Source organism: Bacillus sp. K7, assembly GCF_053903245.1.
The window spans coordinates 2,821,251-2,841,289 of the sequence record NZ_CP096406.1; the positions used below are offsets into that span (position 1 = coordinate 2,821,251).

Genomic DNA, 20,039 nt, shown 5'->3' on the forward strand with positions numbered 1-20,039 from the left:
GGCATACGCTATAGAGAAAGCCGGCTGTCTCAGCCGGCTCACATCTTATAATTCTCTTCTTAACGCTGTCAGCACGTTGGTTTTGGTCGCTTTTCTCGCCGGGTTCATCCCGGAAATCACCGCTACCCCTCCGCAAATCACAACTGCGATGATCACAAGGCTGGCCGGGATGTAGGAAAAGGTGTAATTCAAATCGCCCGCATCGCTTCCGCTTGTCGCCGCGAGAATCATTGGAACAGCCAGATTGACAAGGAAGCTTACGCCGTAAGAAATGATAATCCCAATCACACAGCCTAAAATTCCGATATACGCGCTTTCCATCAAGAACATTCGGCGAATGATGGACGGACTTGCCCCAATCGCTTTCATAATCCCGATCTCCTGCGTTCTTTCAGTAACTGCCATCGTCATCGTGTTAAAAATACCGATCGCTGAGATGATTACCGCAATACACCCGACAAAGATCAGGCCGATTTTGAAGACCATGAAGAAGGTGTTGGCTCCCTCAAGCTCGGTAGTCACTGAGGTTACATAGTATCCGTCATCTGTCAGATCATTGGTCAGTTGTTCCACGTTCTCAAATTTATCAGCAAAAACGCCAATGTTTGTTTCAACATTTCCGCCTTTGAAGTCTAAGAATTCCGAAAAATCTTTCTTGAATTGATCACTAATAAAAATGTTTGAGTCCTCCATCCAATCTTGAGATGGCTTTTTTGTAATACCGACAATTTTAAAGTCATATGTTTTTGTTTTTTCGACATCCCCTGTTTTAGGATCTGTTTTTGATACACTTAATTCAATCGTTTTGTTCAGAATATCTTTCGTATAGCCCTCTGGTTCTTTTATATCTTCCGGGTTTCCTTTTGCTTCCTCGATTTTTTTGTTATACTCTTCCGATTCTTTTTTCGTCAATAATCTCTTTGCAAAGTCGTATCCTACTACGATTTCATTTTCCGACTTTGCGACTCTTCCTTTTTCCAACTCCATATTGGCCTTTAATTCATCGTTCATATTGGTAAAGATGAGATTAGAGCTTTCATTTGTACGATTGCCTAAAGTTGCTTTGTTTGGTTCATACACTTGCGTTCTTTCTACAACTGACCTTACGTGGTCATAATTCTCTAAATCAGCTTTTTTAATAGGCTTATCCCCTTCCTTGCCCATTACACTGACTTTCGTTACAATCTGCTGGCTCATTGTCATATCAGTAATTGTCTTTTGAATCCCAAATCCAACCGACGACAGCACAACCAAAAACGCACACGCCATTGTTGTCGCAAGGATGGTCATAAAGACACGCAATCTGTTTTTCTTCATATTTCTTCTGATAAAATGAACCTGATCCTTAAACCTCAACAGTAATTCCCCCTTTTAACACACCGTCATGAAGCTGAAATTTTGAATGTCCGATAGAAGCAACTTCATCATCATGGGTGATGATCACAAATGTAATGCCCCGCTCGCGGTTCAGCTGCTGAATCAAATCCAATACTTCCTGCTCCGTTTCTGAATCGAGGCTTCCCGTCGGCTCATCGGCTAAAATGATAGATGGATTTAAAATCAATGCCCGTGCAATACTGACACGCTGCTGCTGGCCGCCTGAAAGTTCGTTTGGATAATGAAGAGCGTGGTTATCCAAGCCGACGCGTTTCAGCATGTCCTGCACCTTTTGCTTGCGCTCAGACGGTTTGATCCCTTTTAACGCCAGAGGCATTTCAACATTCTCATACGTCGTTAGCCCCGGAATAAGCTGAAAGCTTTGAAAAATGAACCCAAAATGTTCAAGGCGGAACTGAGCCCATTCCTTTTCATTAAAGCCCGTCACATCAGTGCCATTAATGACAATCCGCCCTTTTGTCGGCGATATGTAGCCGGAAATCAAATTCAAAAGCGTTGATTTTCCTGAACCGCTTCGCCCGACAATACAGGCGATTTCACCTTTGGCCACGCTTAATGACACATCCTTTAATACTGGAACTTCATTCTCACGGCCCTTTTTCCCGATCGTGAAAGAATGGTCGATATGCTGAACATCAATCATATTTTCTCTCTCCCTTACACATGTTTTGTTTTTTTATAAATCGCAAAATAACTGATGAAGAAACCGATCACAGCACCTGCAGCCATGCCAAATAGGTAGCCGGCAAAGCTTTCGCTTACTGCATATCCAAAACAGCCGAAGCCTAAAATGCCAATGATAATGACGATCACTTGCACCGGGCGATCCAATGCTTTCCACAAAAAGAAATATCCGTTACGCTCGTTAGACAGTTTGACGAAGCTGATGTACCCGATGATGTAGAGAATTATGCTCATAACAGCCGGAATCACTAAATAATATGGTGAATCATCAACCCAGTTTGGAACAACATACGTAATGGGAAATATATACTTTATCCATTCTGGTATAGGGAAGTCTAAAAATGCCGCATTCCTGCAAAAAAGGATATCGATATTCATCGCAGGCAAAGTAATGAATAAAAAAGGTAAAATAGTGGCGGTAAATGAAACCAAAAGCTGTGCAAAAACATGGCCTGTCAGCGCTCCGCCAGCCATAACCAAAGAATAAGCCAACATGCTGACAATGACCATTCCCAAGCTGTAGTGATGAAAATAAACAGCCTGTTCAGGCTTCAAAAGCACCAGCAGCAAAACAGATAAAAGATAACCTACGAGCTGCGGCATCACAATCACCATTCCGCCGGTGAGAAACTTCGCGTTAAATATCTGCCCGCGTGTATAGGGAAGGCTTAATGTAAAATCAAACAAGCTCTTGCTTCGTTCAATCCCAAGCTGGCTGACCGCCAAAACGACACCCCAAATCCAAAACAATGAGATAAATGTGCCGTTTAAATAGTTAATCGTAAATACACAGGATCCGCCCCAATCGTTCTGATGAGCAACGCAGCCTTGATATGAAATGTACGTCTCTAAAATAGTAAAAGGATTGCTAAGCATAAATACCAAAAAAATCATGAGTAGCAGCGCTTTATTTTGCTTCCACTCTTTATAAAACAACCCGGAATCCGGCACATCACTTCCCTCCAAACCGAAAGTATTTCTTAATGTTTTGTTTTCTTATAAATAGAGAAGTAGCTTACAAAGAATCCAACTACAGCTCCAATGATCATTCCAAAAATATAACCAATAATGGAATGTCCGGTAGAATATCCAAATAAACCAAATCCAAGGATGCCGAAAGCCATCACCAGAATTTGTACAGGACGGTCTAATCTGTTCCAAAGGAAAAAGTGTCCGTTTCGCTCACTTGGATGCTTTTTGAAGCTTATAAAACCAACCAAGTAAAACAGAATGCTCATGGCAGCCGGAATCAATAAAATATATCTGTTATCGGAAAGCCAGTCATTCCCAACAAAAACCATAGGCAATAGATACATAAGTTTGTTTTCCATCTCATAATATCCTTCTACGGAAGAGAAAAATTCGTATATATGGAAATTAAAAACGATCTCTAAATTGGCGAGGGGCAATGCAACAATTAAATACGGCAAGATAGCTGCAGAAAACGCTGTTAACATTTGGGCAAAAGCATTTCCAGTTATCGCTCCGGCGGCCATCACTAATGAGTAGGCCATAAAGCTAATCACGATCACTCCAACGCTGCTGTGCTCGAAAAAGTAGGCATGCTCAGGTTGATAAACTAGAATCAGCAGCCATGCCAGCAAAAAGCCAATCAATTGCGATAATACAATCACTAAACCGCCTAACCAAAATTTCGTCTGAAAAATTTGGCTTCTGTTATACGGAAGGCTTAGTAAAAAATCCATGGTGCCTTTCGAACGTTCCATTCCCAGAAAACAGACCGCCAAGATGACACCCGGCAACCAGTTGATATCTATCAGATTGCTTATTTCGTAATTGACAATAAAATCACAATATTGCGGGTCTTGATGCGCAAGACACCCTTGGTAAGACAAATACGTATTCACAATAGAGAGCGGATTTACCAGCACTAAAAACACAATACTTAGCAAAATCACCACTTGATTCTGTTTCCACTCTCGATAGAGGAGACCTCGGTCTACCATCTCCGCTTCCCTCCAAACTTTGCAATGAACACTTCTTCTAAGTTGACAGGAAGCTCATTCCATACTTTTGGCTTCAGCTCTCTCAAAAAGCTCTTTTTCTCCTCGTCGCTTTTCGGAATCAGCACCGTATAGAACACGCCGGCCTGATCGAGCAACGGAATGTTTTGTTCTCTGATCTCCAAGTTGACATCTGTATCAAACGCCATTTGAATTTTGATGTATTCTTCTTTTAGCTCATCAAGATCCATCACATTCGTCAGCCTGTTATCTTCGAGAAAACCAATTCGGTTGCACATCCGTTCTATGTCTTCAAGGCGGTGGGAAGTGATCAGGATGCTCGTATCACGCTCCGCCACTTCATCGACCATCAGCTGAAGTACATCATGTCTTGTCACCGCGTCTATTCCGTCCGTTGGTTCATCAAGGAGAATCAATGCCGGTCTCGCCGCAAACGACAGAACAAGCGACAGCTGTTTTTTCAAACCCGTCGACAGCTCGCGGTATTTTTTCGATTCCGGAATTTCGTATCGATTCATGAGCTCATTCGCATACGTAACATCAAATTTCGGATATATTCTTCTCAGGATGTCGACAAGCTGCTTATATGTATACTTGTCGTAAAAAGGATTTTGAACAGGCATGTAGATGATATTCTGTTTGACCTTCGGATGCTTTTTGATTTCTACGCCGTCAAAAAAAACTGTCCCGCTGTCTGCGAAAATGATTTGCTGGATTAAGCGAAGCATCGTCGTTTTGCCTGAACCATTGCGGCCGAGCAGCCCGAAAATTTCTCCTTTTTCAATCGTTAACGAAACATCTTTTAATACTTGATTGCCGTCAATCGTTTTTGACAACTTCCGTAATTCAATCATCCTCTCGGCCTCCTTTCACATCAGCGCTGATTTCCTTCATCCATTCCTGCAGTTTTTCCAGCTCAACCCCTGCATAATGGGCATCGATGATGAGCTGTTTCAGTTGCTCTTTAATCATCGTCATCTTCCCTTCAACCAAAGTCGTTTTTGCTTGCTCCGAAATATAGGTCCCTCTGCCACGCAGCGTTTCGATAATCCCCTCACGTTCAAGCTCTTTATACGCTTTGCTGACAGTGTTCGGATTCGCAATAATGATCGTCGCCAATTCTCTGACAGAAGGAAGCTTATCACCAGACTTCATGATCCCTTTCAAACAAAGCTCTTTCATTTGCTGAATGATTTGTTCGTAAATGGGTGTTGAGCTTCTTGGATCGATTTGAATCATTTACTTCCCTACTTTCTATACGATCTGAACCTTTATAGATAAAACGGATCGATTATGCTTTTTTGCCATTCAAAACCGATCATCACAAGGACTAGAAAAACAGAACAAGCGATCACAGATGCCGCGATCAGCATTGGCACGTCACGTTTGTTTCGTTTTTTATGCTTCATAACTGCCTCCCTTTATTTCCATATATAAATGACTTTTTCATCAGTGTTTGCAGTGTATTACTTCAATTAGTACACTTAATACAATAAGCACTTTGACATACAAAGTCAATCCTTTTTTACAAAAAAAACGGACCCTTATCAAAAGGGTCCGTTTCCTACACATCAAGAGGGTGCTGCAGGATCATATGATTTTGTAAAGCTTGAAGCTGAAGCCTCATTCTGTACAGCTGTTCTCTCTGCTGGTCATTTGACGACAGCCACAGCTTATTTAAGGCGTTTACCGCATTTTCAAGCTGCATTTGCGCCTCACTATATTCTTGATCGTTATAATGCTCTTGTTTAGAAGCGATTTTTATCTGTTCCTCAGCATAATCATACACCTGCATACATTGCTGGAGATGTTCATCTACTGATTGCCTTGTTGCCACAGTAATCCCTCCTCTTGGTAATGGAAATAATCCATCATTCATATTGTAGCCCCATCTCACTTCGTTCAATAAAGTAATTTATGGTCGATGATTCATTTGTTCTCTTGTGAAATGCGTGCTACAATTTTAGGATGCAATCGTACGCAAGGAGGCACATGAATTGTGATGCAGAACAATCCTTTCCCTTATTCAAATACGGAAAAACGCTATCATACATTGAATTATCATCTTAGAGAACATTTCGGCCATAAGGTATTTAAAGTTGCGCTAGACGGCGGCTTTGACTGTCCGAATCGGGACGGCACCGTTGCCCACGGCGGCTGTACATTTTGCAGTGCAGCAGGCTCAGGCGATTTTGCCGGAAACCGGGCCGATGATTTAATTACGCAATTTCACGACATCAAAAACCGCATGCACGAAAAATGGAAGGACGGCAAGTACATTGCTTATTTCCAGGCTTTCACAAACACGCACGCCCCGGTTGAGGTGCTTCGTGAGAAATTTGAATCCGTCCTCGCGCTTGATGATGTGGTCGGCATTTCGATCGCCACACGTCCAGACTGTCTGCCAGACGATGTCGTTGACTATTTGGCGGAACTGAACGAACGCACATATTTGTGGGTCGAACTCGGGCTTCAAACGGTTCATGAACGGACTGCTCTTCTCATCAACCGCGCACATGATTTTAACTGCTATGTGGAAGGCGTCAATAAGTTAAGAAAACATGGCATACGTGTTTGCTCGCATATTATTAACGGACTGCCGTTGGAAGATCGGGACATGATGATGGAAACCGCTAAGGCCGTCGCAGATTTGGACGTCCAAGGCATTAAAATCCATCTGCTGCACCTATTGAAAGGCACGCCGATGGTCAAGCAATATGAAAAGGGAAAACTCGAATTCCTTTCTCAAGATGAATATGTCCAGCTCGTCTGCGATCAGCTTGAAATCATTCCCCCGGAAATGATCGTGCACCGCATTACAGGTGACGGGCCGATTGAATTGATGGTCGGGCCAATGTGGAGCGTCAACAAATGGGAAGTGCTCGGCGCCATTCATAAAGAGCTTGAAAACCGCGGCAGCTATCAAGGAAAGTTGTTTCAACGAGTTGAGGAGGAATCAGCTTTATGATATTGAAAAAAATCCTTCCTTACAGCAAAGAACTACTGAAAATGGCTGCCGGAGAAGGAGATATCGTCGTAGATGCCACGATGGGCAACGGACATGATACGCAGTTCTTAGCGGAGCTCGTCGGCGAAAACGGCCATGTGTACGCATTCGACATCCAAGAATCAGCTGTGGCCCATACGAAGGAACGGCTTGGCGAGACTTATCAAGCGAGAACAACGTTATTTCACAAAAGCCATGACAAAATCGCTGAATCCCTCCCGCCGAAAACACACGGCAAAGTGGCGGCCGCTGTGTTTAACCTCGGCTATCTCCCGGGCGGTGACAAATCAGTTACGACGAACGGCCAGTCAACCATTAAAGCGATCGAACAGCTTCTCAGCGTGATGAAAGATGAGGGCTTGATGGTTCTGGTCGTCTATCATGGCCACCCTGAAGGCAAAGCTGAAAAAAACGATGTACTCGACTTTTGCCGAAGCTTGGATCAGCAAGCAGCCCGTGTGCTGACATATGGATTTATCAATCAGCAAAATGACCCGCCATTTATTATCGCCATCGAAAAAAAAGCTCAAATCAGCAAATGATTTGAGCTTTTTTCTTTGAGTTTTTCACCCAGGCCATTTTTTGAAATTTTCGGTAGGCTCTGCCGTTGATATAAAAGAAAAAGGAAGTTTTTCCGCTTGCTTTGATCAGCTTCTTCGCGAGCCGCCCCATTTCCTTTTGGCCCGCCACTTTATCATCTGACAAATAAACGCCCAAAAGGCCGCGATTGATTAAACGGTGGAAGTTTTCATGCGGAATGCCGTGCAAATGTTCATCGGCTTTTTGGATAAAGTGTTCAAGCCGCTTCATCATTTCTTCATGCGACTCATAATACGAGCAGAAATTCAAGTCCCCTTCCAGCAAGTCCTCCTCCTGATCAATCAAATAATCGAGCAGAATGTGAAGGCCTTGTATGTAAGGAAAATAACTATTGCGGATTTTTTTAGCGGTGTTTTCTGTAAAATCAGGCTGGAACGAATACGCAACAAGACAGAAAATGCCTAATGTAGAGCCTGCACAAGCCGAAAATTCATACCATTCCATCTCAGGCAGCCCTGATTCATATTGAGTAAACCACTTCTCAAGCCTCGGAACACGCTCGTGCTCAATGACGTGCTTATGCACCTGCAAATCGCAATAATAGCCGCACAGTTCAAGCAGATACGGTTTAATCATGTCATAGTGCTCAATGGAACCAAGAACACGCTGACACGTTTTGACCAGTTCATGTAAATATCCGCTGTCGTCCTGTTCTTCTCTGAATTGATAATAATTTTGCGGCTCCGCTCCCACTGTCAGCGCATCCTGCATTGAGGCGTGGAGCATCCGAAAATCCCTCGGATCAAGCGATGTGCTGCGGTCACACAGATTGTCCAGATAATCACTGATCGTTTGATACGCGATAATAAACTCGACACATTTCTGTTTTTGATTGCCTGACAGTAACGCCAGTATGCCGCCGCCTTCACAGTGAAACGTTTTGTCTCGAATACTTGCGGTTGCCTGTGCTTTTAATTCACTGTTATGAATTGATTCTGATTTTTGCTTCCATATGTCCAGCTCTTGATGAACGAGCGGAAAAATATCTCGATATACTTTTGCCATCAGTCCAAAAGGATGTTCCGGTACTGTCAACACATGCACCCCCAATTTATTCAAATATATTGATCAGTAAACGCTCTTGCTGCTTGAAAGACATCTTCTCTTTCGGGTTCATTAAATATTTCATGATAAAGCCCTTCCCACTCCCTATACGCTTTATTATGGGAAGCTACACCATTAAACCACTTGATGACCATCGTTTTGTCAACAAGCTTATCGTCACCGGCCTGCATCACAAGAAGCGGCACTCTCAAAAACGCTTCTGTCGGCACCATTGCTGCCTCAATCGTTTTTAAAAGCTCTCTGTACCATCTGACAGAAACTTTCCTGACATATAACGAGTCATTTTGATCGGCCTCGATGACATCCTCATTGCGCGTCGCCATATCAAGTGATAAACCTGCATCAACCCTAAGCGACGGGGCGATGACATTTAAACCTCTTGATGCAAAATCAAGCGCTTTATTGACTTTCATTTGCAGTCCGAGACACGGTGATGATAAAATAATTCCCGTAATGCGGGGATTTCTTTGCTGTTTAAACCATTCAATCGCAATCAGGCCGCCCATGCTGTGGCCGAGAAGAAAAACCGGCAGATCAAAGGTTCGTGCTTTATCTATCCAAGTATCTACTTCATCAATGTATTCTTGAAATGAGCGAATATGACCTCTGGCCCTTGTGGTTGTCCCCTGGCCCGGCAAGTCGCCCATGACAACGTGATAACCCGAAGATCTCCACATTTCAATCAGCCACTTATATCGTCCGTGATATTCACTTGCTCCGTGGATCATCACAATCACGGCAACAGGTCTGTCTGCTTTCCAGGTCCACATGCTCTTCACCTCATACGAAATTTAAATAGAGAAAGAAGGATGAATACTATGATCTACCCTTATAAGGAACACACGCCAGATATCCACCCAACAGCCTTTATAGCTGATAATGCAGCAATTACCGGTGATGTCATTATCGGAGAACAGTCCAGCATTTGGTTTTCTGTTGTCATAAGGGGAGATGTCGCGCCTACCAGAATCGGAAACAGAGTCAATATCCAAGATCTAAGCTGTCTCCATCAAAGCCCGAATCGGACGCTTCTCATTGAAGATGACGCCACTATAGGACATCAGGTTACACTTCATAGCGCTGTTATCCGCAAGAACGCCTTAATCGGCATGGGCTCAATCATATTAGACGGAGCCGAAATTGGCGAAGGCGCATTTATTGGTGCCGGCAGTCTTGTCCCGCCGGGAAAAACCATTCCGCCAGGCCATCTCGCCTTTGGCCGTCCTGCAAAAGTCATCCGCCCTTTGACGGAAGAAGACCGGCAAGATATGCAAAGAATACGGTCGGAATATGTAGCGAAGGGCCAATATTATAAATCACTTCAACAAACATAAGACCTGCTTCGTCTTACTTTACCATTTTTCAAATTATGTTTGAAAGCAATAACCATCGATTACCCGGATGTAATGAGAGTTCGGGTATTGATTTTTCCATAAAACATTCACATATGGGATCAAACGTATGACTTTTATCTTATCATAAAACAAGATTCGCAACTTTAGCCAACCTGTTAAAAACATATGCCTATTCTTTCCTGTTCTAGATTTTCTATGAACACACAAAAAAAGAGCTCATTGGGAGCTCTTTTGGTCAACTGATATTTCGCTCGCTGGCAGCAGCCGCATTTTTCTTGTGGAAACCTTTAGCATAATAAACGGCAAGTAAAATGAGAAACCAAATCGGTCCGACAATGACGGCTACACTCGTATCGGGACTATAAGCCATCAGAATAACGACAAATGCCAAACATGCCCCCACATTAAGGCAGTTTCTAAAGACATTAAAGGAATGTGCCTTTCTTCGAGTCAGCGGTGCAGCTTTGTTTTTGTCTGCTACCTTTCCCACTAGAAAAAAATGTCAATAAATTATTTTTCTGAATTCTTTGTGTGGATTGGGTAATCAATAATAATGAAAATACAGGAATAATAACAAGGCTTTCGACGAATCGAAAGCCTTGTCTGTTTATACAAAGATGACTTCTTTAGGCTGATGGTTCAGCTCTTCAGGCATATAGCGTTTTTCGATATTGATGCTGTGCCAGATCATAAAGATCAGTACAGTCCAAATTTTACGGCTGTTATCAGCCTTGTCCGCACAGTGGTCTTCAAGAAGCTGAAGGACATAATCCTTGTGGATATAAGCATCCGTTTGGCTTTCCTGAATGATGTTCCGCACCCATTCGTTCATTTCGTTTTTCAGCCAATGACGGATCGGTACAGGGAAACCAAGCTTTTTGCGGTTTAATACGTGTTCAGGCACAATTCCTTCAGCGGCTTTGCGAAGAAGATATTTCGTCGTGCCGTTCTTCGTTTTCAGCTCATCAGGAATTTTCGAAGCCACATCAAATACAACCTTATCCAAGAATGGCACACGGAGTTCCAAGGAATTTGCCATCGTCATTTTATCGGCTTTTAACAAAATGTCCCCACGCATCCATGTGTGGATATCGACATACTGCATTTTATTGATATCGCTGTATGAGCTGCTCTCTGTAAAATAAGTCTTCGTCACATCGCGATATGAAAGGTTCGGATTGTAATGCTTCAGCAGCTGTTTTTTGACAGACTCTTCAAAGATCTTCGCGTTACCGATATAACGATCTTGGAGCGGCGTGCAGCCGCGTTCAAGCAGGCTCTTTCCTCTCATACCCTCAGGCATCACAGCCGCAACGTGCAGAAGCATCTTTTTCAGGCCTGACGGAATGCGTTCAAACGGTTTAAGGGATAGCGGTTCACGGTAAATGTTATATCCGCCGAAGAGCTCGTCCGCACCTTCTCCTGATAAGGCAACCGTTACATGTTTTTTCGCTTCTTTTGCAACAAAATACAATGGAATCGCTGCCGGATCAGCAAGCGGATCATCAAAGTGCCATACGATCTTCGGAAGCTCGTTCATATATTCCTCAGGGGAAATGACTTTGCTGATATTTTCAATGCCTAATGCCGCGGCAGTTTCTTTCGCTACATCAACTTCACTGAAGCCCTGCTGCTCAAACCCGACAGAGAATGTTTTTAAGCTCGGATGCAATTCCTTCGCAACGGATACAATAAAGGAAGAATCAATTCCGCCAGACAGGAATGAACCGACAGGAACATCACTTCTCATATGAACTTTTACAGAGTCATAGATCGCGTCTCTGACTTCTTGCACTAGCTTGTCTTCTTCTGTCTGAACAGGCTTGAAGTTCGCTTTGAAATACGTTTTGAATGTGATATCGCCATCCGGGTGGATTGTAAACTGTGAACCTGGCTCTACTTTTTTCACATTGGCATCAAGCGTGCTTGGTTCAGGAACAAATTGGAAAGACATGTACTGCTGCAATGCCTCTTTGTCTATTTCAATCTCATTCTGAGCAACCATTAAACTTTTTCTCTCTGAGGCAAAATAAACCTGATCATTAATCGTTGTGTAGTACAACGGCTTAATGCCGAACGGATCTCTGGCTCCATATAGCACATGATCGTTTTTATTCCAAATCAGAAAGGCAAACATCCCGCGGAGTTTGGACGCCGCTTCTTCTTTGTAGTGGCGATACGTCGCAAGAAGAACTTCTGTGTCCGAATCTGTATTGAATGTATACCCCTTTGCTTCTAGTTCTTCTCTTAGTTCAATATAGTTATAGATTTCTCCGTTAAAGATAATCCAATATGTTTCATCTTCATATGATAAAGGCTGTCCGCCATTTTCTACGTCAATAATGCTGAGCCGTCTGAATCCGAATCCAACGTGCTCATCATGGAAATATCCATCACTGTCAGGACCGCGGTGAACGATCATTTGGTTCATTTGTTTGATTAGTTCTTCTTGATCAGCGGTTTGAGCTAACGGATGCTTGTTAAAAACCCCGACAAATCCACACATAGTATTGCCTCCATAATTAAAATTGTCATCATTGAACCCCTATTTATAGACGCTGTGAATAGTATTTGGTTTCACAGTTATGTAAAAAATAAATATGAATACAACAACAAAAAAGGAAAGCCGCTTAACCAGTAAGCGGCTATAAAATTATTCTCCTAAAGCTTCTTTGCGCAGCTGCTCCGCTTTGTCTGTACGCTCCCACGGAAGATCAACATCGTGACGTCCAAAGTGGCCATACGCAGCAGTTTGTTTGTAGATCGGACGGCGCAAATCAAGCATTTTGATAATGCCGGCAGGTCGTAAATCAAAGTTATTGCGAACAACTTCAATCAGTTTTTCTTCAGAAGCTTTTCCGGAACCGAATGTGTTGATTGAGATTGACACAGGCTGTGCAACACCGATCGCGTAAGCAAGCTGTACTTCGCAAGAATCAGCAAGCTCAGCCGCAACGATGTTTTTCGCAACGTATCTCGCTGCATAAGCAGCAGAACGGTCTACCTTCGTCGCATCCTTGCCTGAGAACGCGCCTCCGCCGTGGCGAGCATAGCCGCCGTACGTATCAACGATGATTTTGCGTCCTGTAAGTCCCGCATCCCCTTGAGGGCCTCCGATAACGAAACGTCCTGTAGGGTTGATGAAATATTTTGTTTCTTCATCAATCAGCTCTTCAGGAACAACCGGATTGATGACATGTTCTTTAATGTTGCGCTGGATTTGCTCAAGCGTAATTTCAGGGTGATGCTGAGTTGAAATAACAATCGCGTCAATACGGACAGGTTTGTTATTTTCATCGTACTCAACCGTTACCTGTGTTTTGCCGTCAGGGCGAAGGTACGGAAGAATATCTTCTTTACGGACTTCACTTAGGCGGCGGGCCAATTTATGGGCAAGTGAAATCGGAAGAGGCATAAGCTCTTTCGTTTCGTTGCACGCATAACCGAACATTAAACCTTGGTCACCGGCACCGATCGCTTCGATTTCTTCATCGCTCATTGTGCCTTCACGGGCTTCAAGCGCTTGGTCTACACCCATCGCGATATCTGCAGACTGTTCGTCAATTGATGTTAAAACCGCACAAGTTTCCGCATCAAATCCGTATTTCGCACGTGTGTATCCGATTTCTTTAATGGTTTGGCGAACCGTTTTTGGAATGTCAACATACGTAGATGTTGTGATCTCCCCACTGACAAGAACCAACCCGGTAGTCACTGACGTTTCACAAGCAACACGCGCGTTAGGGTCTTTCTTTAAAATTTCATCTAAGATGCTGTCAGAAATCTGGTCACAGATTTTATCCGGATGTCCCTCCGTAACAGATTCTGATGTAAATAAACGACGATTTTTACTCATGTTTTGCTTCCTCCTGCACAAGGCCTCCCGAAAGACCTTGTCTATATGATACGGAACTCGCTCCCTCTTATACAATGTAACGTTATATTAGAGAATGTTAATTGGCATATTTATGAAATAAAAAAACCTTTTCCATCGAGGAAAGGGTTTGGTCTTTGTGCCTTTCACTCTTATCGCTCAAGGAATCATACAACCTTGCAACAGGTTAGCACCTTGGTTGTCTCACATGGGTGAACATAATAATAACAGAGAAACCGGTTGCTGGGCTTCATAGGGCCTGTCCCTCCGCCAGCTCGGGATAAGAGTATCCGCTCAATGAAATATCTTATCGTAAAAGGGTTTGCAATGTCAATATGATTCAGAAGAAATAGGCACCTATATCAAGGGAAAACAATGGAAACGCACACACAAAAAACGATAAATAGTATAGACTGTTTGAAAATATATGTTATACTAATTCACAATTAGCAAAACACAAATAAACGATAAAGGAAGGTTTCATATGAACTCAGTTGATTTAACCGCTGATTTACAAGCTTTATTAACAAGTTCAAATGTGTGTCATAATTTATCAGCAGCACAGCTTACAGAAAAAGTACTGTCCCGAAACGAAGGCATTTTAACATCCACAGGTGCCGTTCGGGCGACAACAGGCGCTTACACAGGACGTTCACCGAAAGACAAATTCATCGTGGAGGAAGAAAACACGAAACATAAGATCGATTGGGGTACGGTGAATCAGCCGATTTCAGAAGAAGCGTTTGAGCGGCTGTACACGAAAGTTGTCAGCTATTTGAAACAGCGGGATGAGCTGTTTGTTTTTGAAGGATTCGCCGGAGCAGATGAAACATACAGACTGCCGATCACCGTCGTCAATGAGTTCGCATGGCATAATTTATTCGCCAGACAGCTGTTTATCCGCCCGGAAGGCAATGACAAGAAAACAGTTGAACAGCCGTTTACCATTCTTTCTGCCCCGCATTTCAAAGCGGACCCAAAAACAGACGGCACACATTCCGAAACGTTTATTATTGTCTCTTTCGAAAAGCGTATGATTTTAATCGGCGGAACAGAATATGCGGGAGAAATGAAAAAATCCATTTTCTCCATTATGAATTTCCTGCTTCCTGAAAGAGATATTCTATCCATGCACTGCTCCGCCAATGTCGGTGAAAAAGGCAATGTCGCCCTTTTCTTCGGATTGTCTGGAACAGGCAAGACCACCCTGTCGGCCGATGCTGACCGCAAACTGATCGGCGATGATGAACACGGCTGGTCTGACACAGGCGTCTTTAACATCGAAGGCGGATGCTACGCCAAATGCATTCATTTAAGCGCAGAAAAAGAGCCTCAAATCTTTAACGCAATCCGCTTCGGGTCTGTTCTTGAAAATGTTGTAGTGGATGAAGAGACACGTGAAGCCAATTATGATGATTCCTTCTATACCGAAAACACGCGGGCGGCTTACCCGATTCATATGATTGACAATATCGTCACACCAAGCATAGCGGGCCATCCTTCAGCCATTGTATTTTTGACGGCTGATGCATTCGGAGTCCTGCCGCCCATCAGCAAACTGACGAAGGAGCAGGCGATGTACCATTTCTTGAGCGGTTATACGAGCAAGCTTGCCGGAACCGAACGCGGTGTGACGTCTCCTGAAACGACGTTCTCCACATGCTTCGGCTCACCATTCCTGCCGCTTCCTGCTCATGTCTATGCTGAAATGCTCGGCAACAAAATCGATGAACATGGCGCAGACGTTTTCTTGGTCAATACCGGCTGGACCGGCGGCGGCTACGGGACAGGCGAACGTATGAAGCTTTCTTATACGAGATCGATGGTCAAGGCGGCGATTGAAGGCAAATTGGAGGATGCAGAAATGACGACTGACGATATTTTCGGCCTGCACATTCCGGTTCACGTTCCCGGCGTTCCTGATCATATCCTTCAGCCTGAAAACACTTGGAACAACAAGAAAGAATTCAGAGAAAAAGCGGTCAGCCTCGCACATGAATTCAAAGAGAACTTTAAAAAGTTCGGACATACAGATGCCATTGCACAGGCGGGCGGCCCTCTCGTTTAAAAAGCAAAAGCCAAGAGCAATTACGCTCTTGGCTTGTTTTAATTGACGGAATACAGAGACGTCAGCTTGTACGTAATGATAGTCCGGCCGTCTTCCCATTGAAGCTTCTGCACTTCTGCCGTGCCTGACTTTTCGCCGAACTTTGTTTTACGCACATCGATCGGAATCTCCATCGGATACACACGGTATCCGTCTTTCTCTAACGTGAATATATTTTCATCTATGCGAACTTCTTTTCCTTTTGTCACAATCAGTGTATTAAATTCAACAGGCATTCCCAAATTGAAATCCCCTTTCGTTCTCTTTTTTCTTCATCATACCATATTTCATCGTCAGCGGTTTTTCATCCATTGTGTCAGCTGCCGCACGATACGCCGGTTTTCTTTTGGCGGAAAATAATGTGTGAATGTACTGTAGTACCACGTCTCCACCGGCTTATGCAGCTGTTTGAGCTTCTCTTCAAATAAATAGGAATGCTGAATTGAAACATTTTGGTCTTTTTCTCCATGGATTAACAGCACGGGCGCTTGGATTTTGTTTATCTGGCCAAACGGCGTTCTCCATTTATATTCCTCAGGCACCTTTTTCGGTGTTCCCCCGATGACTCTTTTCATCATTCGCCGTAAATCTTTCCGCTCCTCATATGTAAGGATCATATCGCTGACGCCTCCCCAGGAAACAAATGAAGCTGCATGCCGCCCCATTTCAATTGCAGTGAGCATTCCCATAATGCCGCCGCGGGAAAAACCGAAAATATGGATTCTGTCCTTCTTGACATTCGGATGCTGCTGAAGCAGGTGAAAAGCAGAAAAAGCATCCTCTCTGTCTTCTCCGGCAAAATCTTCATTCCCCTCGCCTCCTTGATTTCCTCTGTAAAAAGGAGCAAACACAACGAACCCTTGGGACGCAAACTGGATGATCCGGCCCGGCCGAACCATGCCCACGTTTTTAATTCCGCCGCGCAAATATAAAAATCCGTCATATTGTCCCGGTGCTACCGGCTCAGCCAGAAGCCCCTTTACCCGTAAGCCATTCGAAAGATAGCAGATCGTATACAGACGCACATGCTGGCTTGGCGACGGAAATCTTCTTTTCTCAACAATCAAAGCAGCCGCCTCCTTTTTTCTATATGCTTTCCTTACTCCATATTTACATCCAGAGAACCTGATTAGGCATTCACACATTTTTATACCCATCATACGATATGTAAAGCAAAAAAGGCCATGAACTTGATGCTAAATAAGGAGGTTGTCTATGTGAATAAATGGTTAAGGCTGGGCTGCGCCTGTGTCGGCAGCATCTTTCTGATGATTGCTCTGGCAGCTTGCAAGCAGGAGGAAACACTCACCAAAGTCAAAGTAGCTGAAGTGACCCATTCAATTTTTTACGCGCCTCTGTATGTTGCAGAGTCAAAAGGATTTTTTAAGGAAGAAGGGCTTGATGTCAATGTCAGCACGACATGGGGCGGCGACAAAACGATGACATCGCTTCTATCAAACGGCTCCGACATCGCCCTTGTCGGATCAGAAACATCTATTTATGTCGAGGCGCAAGGAGCCAAAGACCCCGTCATTAATTTCGCCCAGCTGACTCAGACAGACGGAACGTTTCTTGTCGCGAAAGAAGATGCTGAACACTTCGACTGGGATCAGCTGAAAGGAAAAACGTTTCTCGGCCAGAGAAAAGGCGGCATGCCGCAAATGGTCGGCGAGTATGTACTGAACAAACATAAGATTGACCCTCATAAGGATATTGATCTCATCCAGAACATAGATTTCGCCAATATCGCCAATGCATTTGCTTCTGGAACAGGCGAGTATGTACAGCTCTTTGAACCGCAAGCTTCTCTCTTTGAAAAAAAAGGCATCGGCCATATTGTGGCTTCATTCGGAGAGGAATCAGGCCAGGTTCCGTATACGACTTTTATGGCGAAACAAAGCTACCTGAAGAAACATGAAGACACAGCCGTCAAGTTTACAAAAGCCATTTATAAGGCGCAGCAGTGGGTGGAAAATCACTCTGCGAAGGACATCACGGAAGCCATTAAGGATGAATTTGATGACACCGATCCAGAAGTCATCGAAACATCAATTGAACGCTATAAAAAGCAGGATTCGTATTCGCCGGACCCCCTGCTCAACGAAAAGGAATGGGAGCTGCTCCAAACCATTATGGATGAATCGGGAGAACTCCCGAAGCGCATTCCATACCATCAACTTGTAAATAAAAAAATTGCCGAAAAAGTCACCTCGGAAGAAAAATAGGAGGCCCATCTATGTCTTTCTTACATGTCGACCATGTAACCCATACTTATTTTTCTATTAAAGAAAAAACGACGGCCGTGCGTGATATTCATTTCGATGCCGAAAAAGGTGATTTTATCTCATTTCTCGGCCCAAGCGGCTGCGGAAAAACAACACTGCTTTCCATTATCGCCGGCTTGATAGAGCCATCGGAAGGCAGAGTTCTGATTGAAGGCCGGGAGCCAAATCAAAAAGAACATAACATCGGCTATATGCTTCAGCAGGATTACTTATTTCCCTGGAAATCCATCGAGGAAAATGTGCTTCTCGGTTTAAAAGTCGCCGACGCGTTGACAGAAGAAAGCAAGGCCGCTGCACTCGGTCTATTGTCTAAGTTCGGTCTCACAGATGTGGAGAAAAAATATCCGAAAGAGCTGTCGGGCGGGATGCGCCAGCGGGCCGCGCTTGCAAGGACTCTTGCCCCAAATCCAAGTCTGCTTTTGCTGGATGAGCCATTTTCCGCGCTTGATTTTCAGACAAAGCTGTCACTTGAAAACCTGGTTTTCCGCACATTAAAGGATTATCAAAAAACAGCAGTGCTTGTCACTCATGATATTGGAGAAGCGATAGCGATGAGCGATACGATCTTTTTATTTTCAAATCAGCCGGGCACCATCCATCAGATTTTTAACATTCCTAAAGAATTGGCCGCGATGATGCCCTTTGACGCCCGTCAAGAGCCATCTTTCCAAACGCTGTTTCAAACGATATGGAAGGAGCTGAATTCTCTTGAGAAACAGCAAAGAAACCATTGATCTCCTTCACGAGCAATATCAATTCAAGCAGAAAAAGGAAAAATGGAATGTCCATTCCTTTCAGCTTGCCATATTCATTCTCTTTTTCTCGGGGTGGGAAATCTCCAGCAGGCTCGGCTGGATCGATCCGCTGATCTTCAGCGCCCCGTCTTCTGTATGGAACTTATTGCTGGAGAAGCTCGGTGACGGGTCTTTATTGTCTCATATCGGTGTCACTTTATTTGAAACGGTGCTTGGCTTTTTGCTTGGAACGTTTATGGGCACGTGCCTTGCGGCTTTGTTATGGTGGTCCAACCGGCTTGCCAGGATTTTAGATCCGTATCTTGTTATTTTGAATGCAATGCCGAAAGTGGCGCTGGGCCCGATTCTGATTGTCGCACTCGGCCCCAGTTTGATCAGCATTATTGCGATGGGGGCCATCATCAGCGTGATTATCACAACCATCGTTGTATACACCGCCTTCCAGGAGATTGACGAAAACTATATAAAAGTCATGAAAACATTTGGCGCAAAGAAATGGACCATTTTTAAAGAAGTGATTCTGCCCGCATCCTCCCCTGCCATTATTTCAACACTGAAAGTAAACGTCGGTTTATCATGGGTTGGCGTCATCGTAGGGGAATTCCTTGTTTCCAAGATCGGATTAGGATATATGATTATTTACGGTTTTCAAGTGTTCAATTTTACGCTCGTCTTCTTAAGCCTGCTGATCATCGCCGTATTCGCCACTTTGATGTATCAGGGCGTAGAGCTGCTGGAAAAGAAATGGACGAAGGGCAGGACATAAAAAACCCGGCACAAGTGCCGGGTTTTCAGCGTGTCGACAAACCCTCGCATTCGTTGTCAGTACTGCGCGTTGGTGCTCACGAATTACTACATTCGCTGCGCTCCAATGCTCGTTCTTCCTAGACTTCAAAGGTTTTCAATCACGCTGAAAAGATGACA

General features: G+C 44.0%; 21 protein-coding genes, 1 pseudogene and 1 riboswitch. Of the genes and pseudogenes, 7 read left to right on the forward strand and 15 right to left on the reverse strand.

Features of this window, described 5'->3' with window-relative positions; all coding sequences use genetic code 11:
* Nucleotides 1-45: 45 nt before the first annotated feature.
* From ytrF to M1D98_RS14425, 8 genes are all read right to left on the reverse strand, one after another.
* A complete protein-coding gene (gene ytrF / locus M1D98_RS14390) occupies nt 46-1,356 on the reverse strand; it encodes an ABC transporter permease YtrF (RefSeq protein WP_010329529.1) in 1,311 nt (436 codons plus the stop codon).
* Nucleotides 1,346-2,041: an ABC transporter ATP-binding protein YtrE gene (gene ytrE, locus M1D98_RS14395; protein WP_010329528.1), complete on the reverse strand. Its 696-nt coding sequence runs from the start codon at nt 2,039-2,041 to the stop codon at nt 1,346-1,348. Before ytrE ends, ytrF begins: the two co-directional genes overlap by 11 nt.
* 14 nt (nt 2,042-2,055) lie before the next feature.
* Nucleotides 2,056-3,033, reverse strand: coding sequence for an ABC transporter permease (locus M1D98_RS14400; RefSeq protein ID WP_268558864.1), 978 nt, complete (start codon nt 3,031-3,033; stop codon nt 2,056-2,058).
* 29 nt (nt 3,034-3,062) lie between these two features.
* Nucleotides 3,063-4,049: an ABC transporter permease YtrC gene (gene ytrC / locus M1D98_RS14405; RefSeq protein ID WP_121643124.1), complete on the reverse strand. Its 987-nt coding sequence runs from the start codon at nt 4,047-4,049 to the stop codon at nt 3,063-3,065.
* Nucleotides 4,043-4,921 (reverse strand): ABC transporter ATP-binding protein YtrB, encoded by an 879-nt coding sequence (gene ytrB / locus M1D98_RS14410; RefSeq protein WP_010329525.1) that lies wholly within the window; start codon nt 4,919-4,921, stop codon nt 4,043-4,045. The genes ytrC and ytrB overlap by 7 nt, the downstream gene beginning before the upstream one ends.
* Nucleotides 4,914-5,306 (reverse strand): GntR family transcriptional regulator YtrA, encoded by a 393-nt coding sequence (ytrA, locus tag M1D98_RS14415; protein ID WP_010329524.1) that lies wholly within the window; start codon nt 5,304-5,306, stop codon nt 4,914-4,916. The genes ytrB and ytrA overlap by 8 nt, the downstream gene beginning before the upstream one ends.
* A gap of 32 nt (nt 5,307-5,338) precedes the next feature.
* Nucleotides 5,339-5,476: a hypothetical protein gene (locus M1D98_RS14420; RefSeq protein ID WP_010329523.1), complete on the reverse strand. Its 138-nt coding sequence runs from the start codon at nt 5,474-5,476 to the stop codon at nt 5,339-5,341.
* Between the two features lie 155 nt (nt 5,477-5,631).
* Nucleotides 5,632-5,904, reverse strand: coding sequence for a YtzC family protein (locus M1D98_RS14425; RefSeq protein ID WP_010329522.1), 273 nt, complete (start codon nt 5,902-5,904; stop codon nt 5,632-5,634).
* 162 nt (nt 5,905-6,066) lie between these two features.
* Between M1D98_RS14425 and M1D98_RS14430 the strand changes: the two genes are divergently transcribed.
* Together M1D98_RS14430 and M1D98_RS14435 are read left to right on the forward strand one after the other, a co-directional pair.
* On the forward strand, nt 6,067-7,035 hold the full coding sequence (locus M1D98_RS14430) for a TIGR01212 family radical SAM protein (protein WP_121643126.1): 969 nt from the start codon (nt 6,067-6,069) through the stop codon (nt 7,033-7,035).
* A complete protein-coding gene (locus M1D98_RS14435) occupies nt 7,032-7,616 on the forward strand; it encodes a tRNA (mnm(5)s(2)U34)-methyltransferase (protein WP_268558863.1) in 585 nt (194 codons plus the stop codon). The genes M1D98_RS14430 and M1D98_RS14435 overlap by 4 nt, the downstream gene beginning before the upstream one ends.
* On the opposite strand, the gene tbcS is transcribed toward M1D98_RS14435, so the two are convergent.
* On the reverse strand, nt 7,606-8,709 hold the full coding sequence (gene tbcS, locus M1D98_RS14440) for a tetraprenyl-beta-curcumene synthase (protein WP_010329517.1): 1,104 nt from the start codon (nt 8,707-8,709) through the stop codon (nt 7,606-7,608). The two genes, M1D98_RS14435 and tbcS, sit on opposite strands and share 11 nt — an antisense overlap.
* A 20-nt stretch (nt 8,710-8,729) precedes the next feature.
* Nucleotides 8,730-9,509: a phospholipase YtpA gene (gene ytpA, locus M1D98_RS14445; protein WP_010329516.1), complete on the reverse strand. Its 780-nt coding sequence runs from the start codon at nt 9,507-9,509 to the stop codon at nt 8,730-8,732.
* A 48-nt stretch (nt 9,510-9,557) separates the two neighbouring features.
* On the opposite strand from ytpA, the gene M1D98_RS14450 reads away from it, so the two are divergent.
* Nucleotides 9,558-10,073 (forward strand): gamma carbonic anhydrase, encoded by a 516-nt coding sequence (locus M1D98_RS14450; RefSeq protein WP_039074830.1) that lies wholly within the window; start codon nt 9,558-9,560, stop codon nt 10,071-10,073.
* 256 nt (nt 10,074-10,329) lie between these two features.
* Here the strand turns inward: M1D98_RS14450 and M1D98_RS14455 are convergent.
* The 3 genes and pseudogenes from M1D98_RS14455 to metK form a co-directional block, all read right to left on the reverse strand.
* Nucleotides 10,330-10,491: pseudogene (locus M1D98_RS14455) on the reverse strand (amino acid permease); the annotation flags it as partial.
* A 210-nt stretch (nt 10,492-10,701) separates the two neighbouring features.
* Nucleotides 10,702-12,600, reverse strand: a complete 1,899-nt coding sequence (gene asnB / locus M1D98_RS14460) for an asparagine synthase (glutamine-hydrolyzing) (RefSeq protein WP_456279671.1) — start codon at nt 12,598-12,600, stop codon at nt 10,702-10,704.
* A 147-nt stretch (nt 12,601-12,747) separates the two neighbouring features.
* On the reverse strand, nt 12,748-13,950 hold the full coding sequence (gene metK / locus M1D98_RS14465; RefSeq protein WP_003229102.1) for a methionine adenosyltransferase: 1,203 nt from the start codon (nt 13,948-13,950) through the stop codon (nt 12,748-12,750).
* A gap of 167 nt (nt 13,951-14,117) precedes the next feature.
* Nucleotides 14,118-14,255, reverse strand: a riboswitch (SAM riboswitch).
* 197 nt (nt 14,256-14,452) lie between these two features.
* On the opposite strand from metK, the gene pckA reads away from it, so the two are divergent.
* Nucleotides 14,453-16,036, forward strand: a complete 1,584-nt coding sequence (gene pckA, locus M1D98_RS14470; protein ID WP_456279672.1) for a phosphoenolpyruvate carboxykinase (ATP) — start codon at nt 14,453-14,455, stop codon at nt 16,034-16,036.
* Nucleotides 16,037-16,074: 38 nt separating this feature from the next.
* Here pckA and M1D98_RS14475 read toward each other — a convergent pair whose 3' ends face one another.
* On the reverse strand, nt 16,075-16,317 hold the full coding sequence (locus tag M1D98_RS14475; protein ID WP_268558859.1) for a DUF2584 domain-containing protein: 243 nt from the start codon (nt 16,315-16,317) through the stop codon (nt 16,075-16,077).
* Between the two features lie 51 nt (nt 16,318-16,368).
* Nucleotides 16,369-17,142 (reverse strand): alpha/beta hydrolase family protein, encoded by a 774-nt coding sequence (locus tag M1D98_RS14480; protein WP_010329510.1) that lies wholly within the window; start codon nt 17,140-17,142, stop codon nt 16,369-16,371.
* Nucleotides 17,143-17,292: 150 nt separating this feature from the next.
* Here M1D98_RS14480 and M1D98_RS14485 point away from each other — a divergent pair, with 150 nt between their 5' ends.
* Genes M1D98_RS14485 through M1D98_RS14495 form a run of 3 tightly spaced genes read left to right on the forward strand, consistent with a single transcriptional unit; the run spans nt 17,293 to nt 19,881 of the window.
* Nucleotides 17,293-18,300, forward strand: coding sequence for an ABC transporter substrate-binding protein (locus M1D98_RS14485; protein WP_010329509.1), 1,008 nt, complete (start codon nt 17,293-17,295; stop codon nt 18,298-18,300).
* Nucleotides 18,301-18,311: 11 nt separating this feature from the next.
* Entirely contained in the window at nt 18,312-19,094 is a 783-nt protein-coding gene (locus tag M1D98_RS14490; RefSeq protein WP_010329508.1) for an ABC transporter ATP-binding protein, read from the forward strand.
* Nucleotides 19,069-19,881: an ABC transporter permease gene (locus M1D98_RS14495; RefSeq protein ID WP_010329507.1), complete on the forward strand. Its 813-nt coding sequence runs from the start codon at nt 19,069-19,071 to the stop codon at nt 19,879-19,881. The genes M1D98_RS14490 and M1D98_RS14495 overlap by 26 nt, the downstream gene beginning before the upstream one ends.
* The last annotated feature ends 158 nt before the right edge of the window (nt 19,882-20,039 follow it).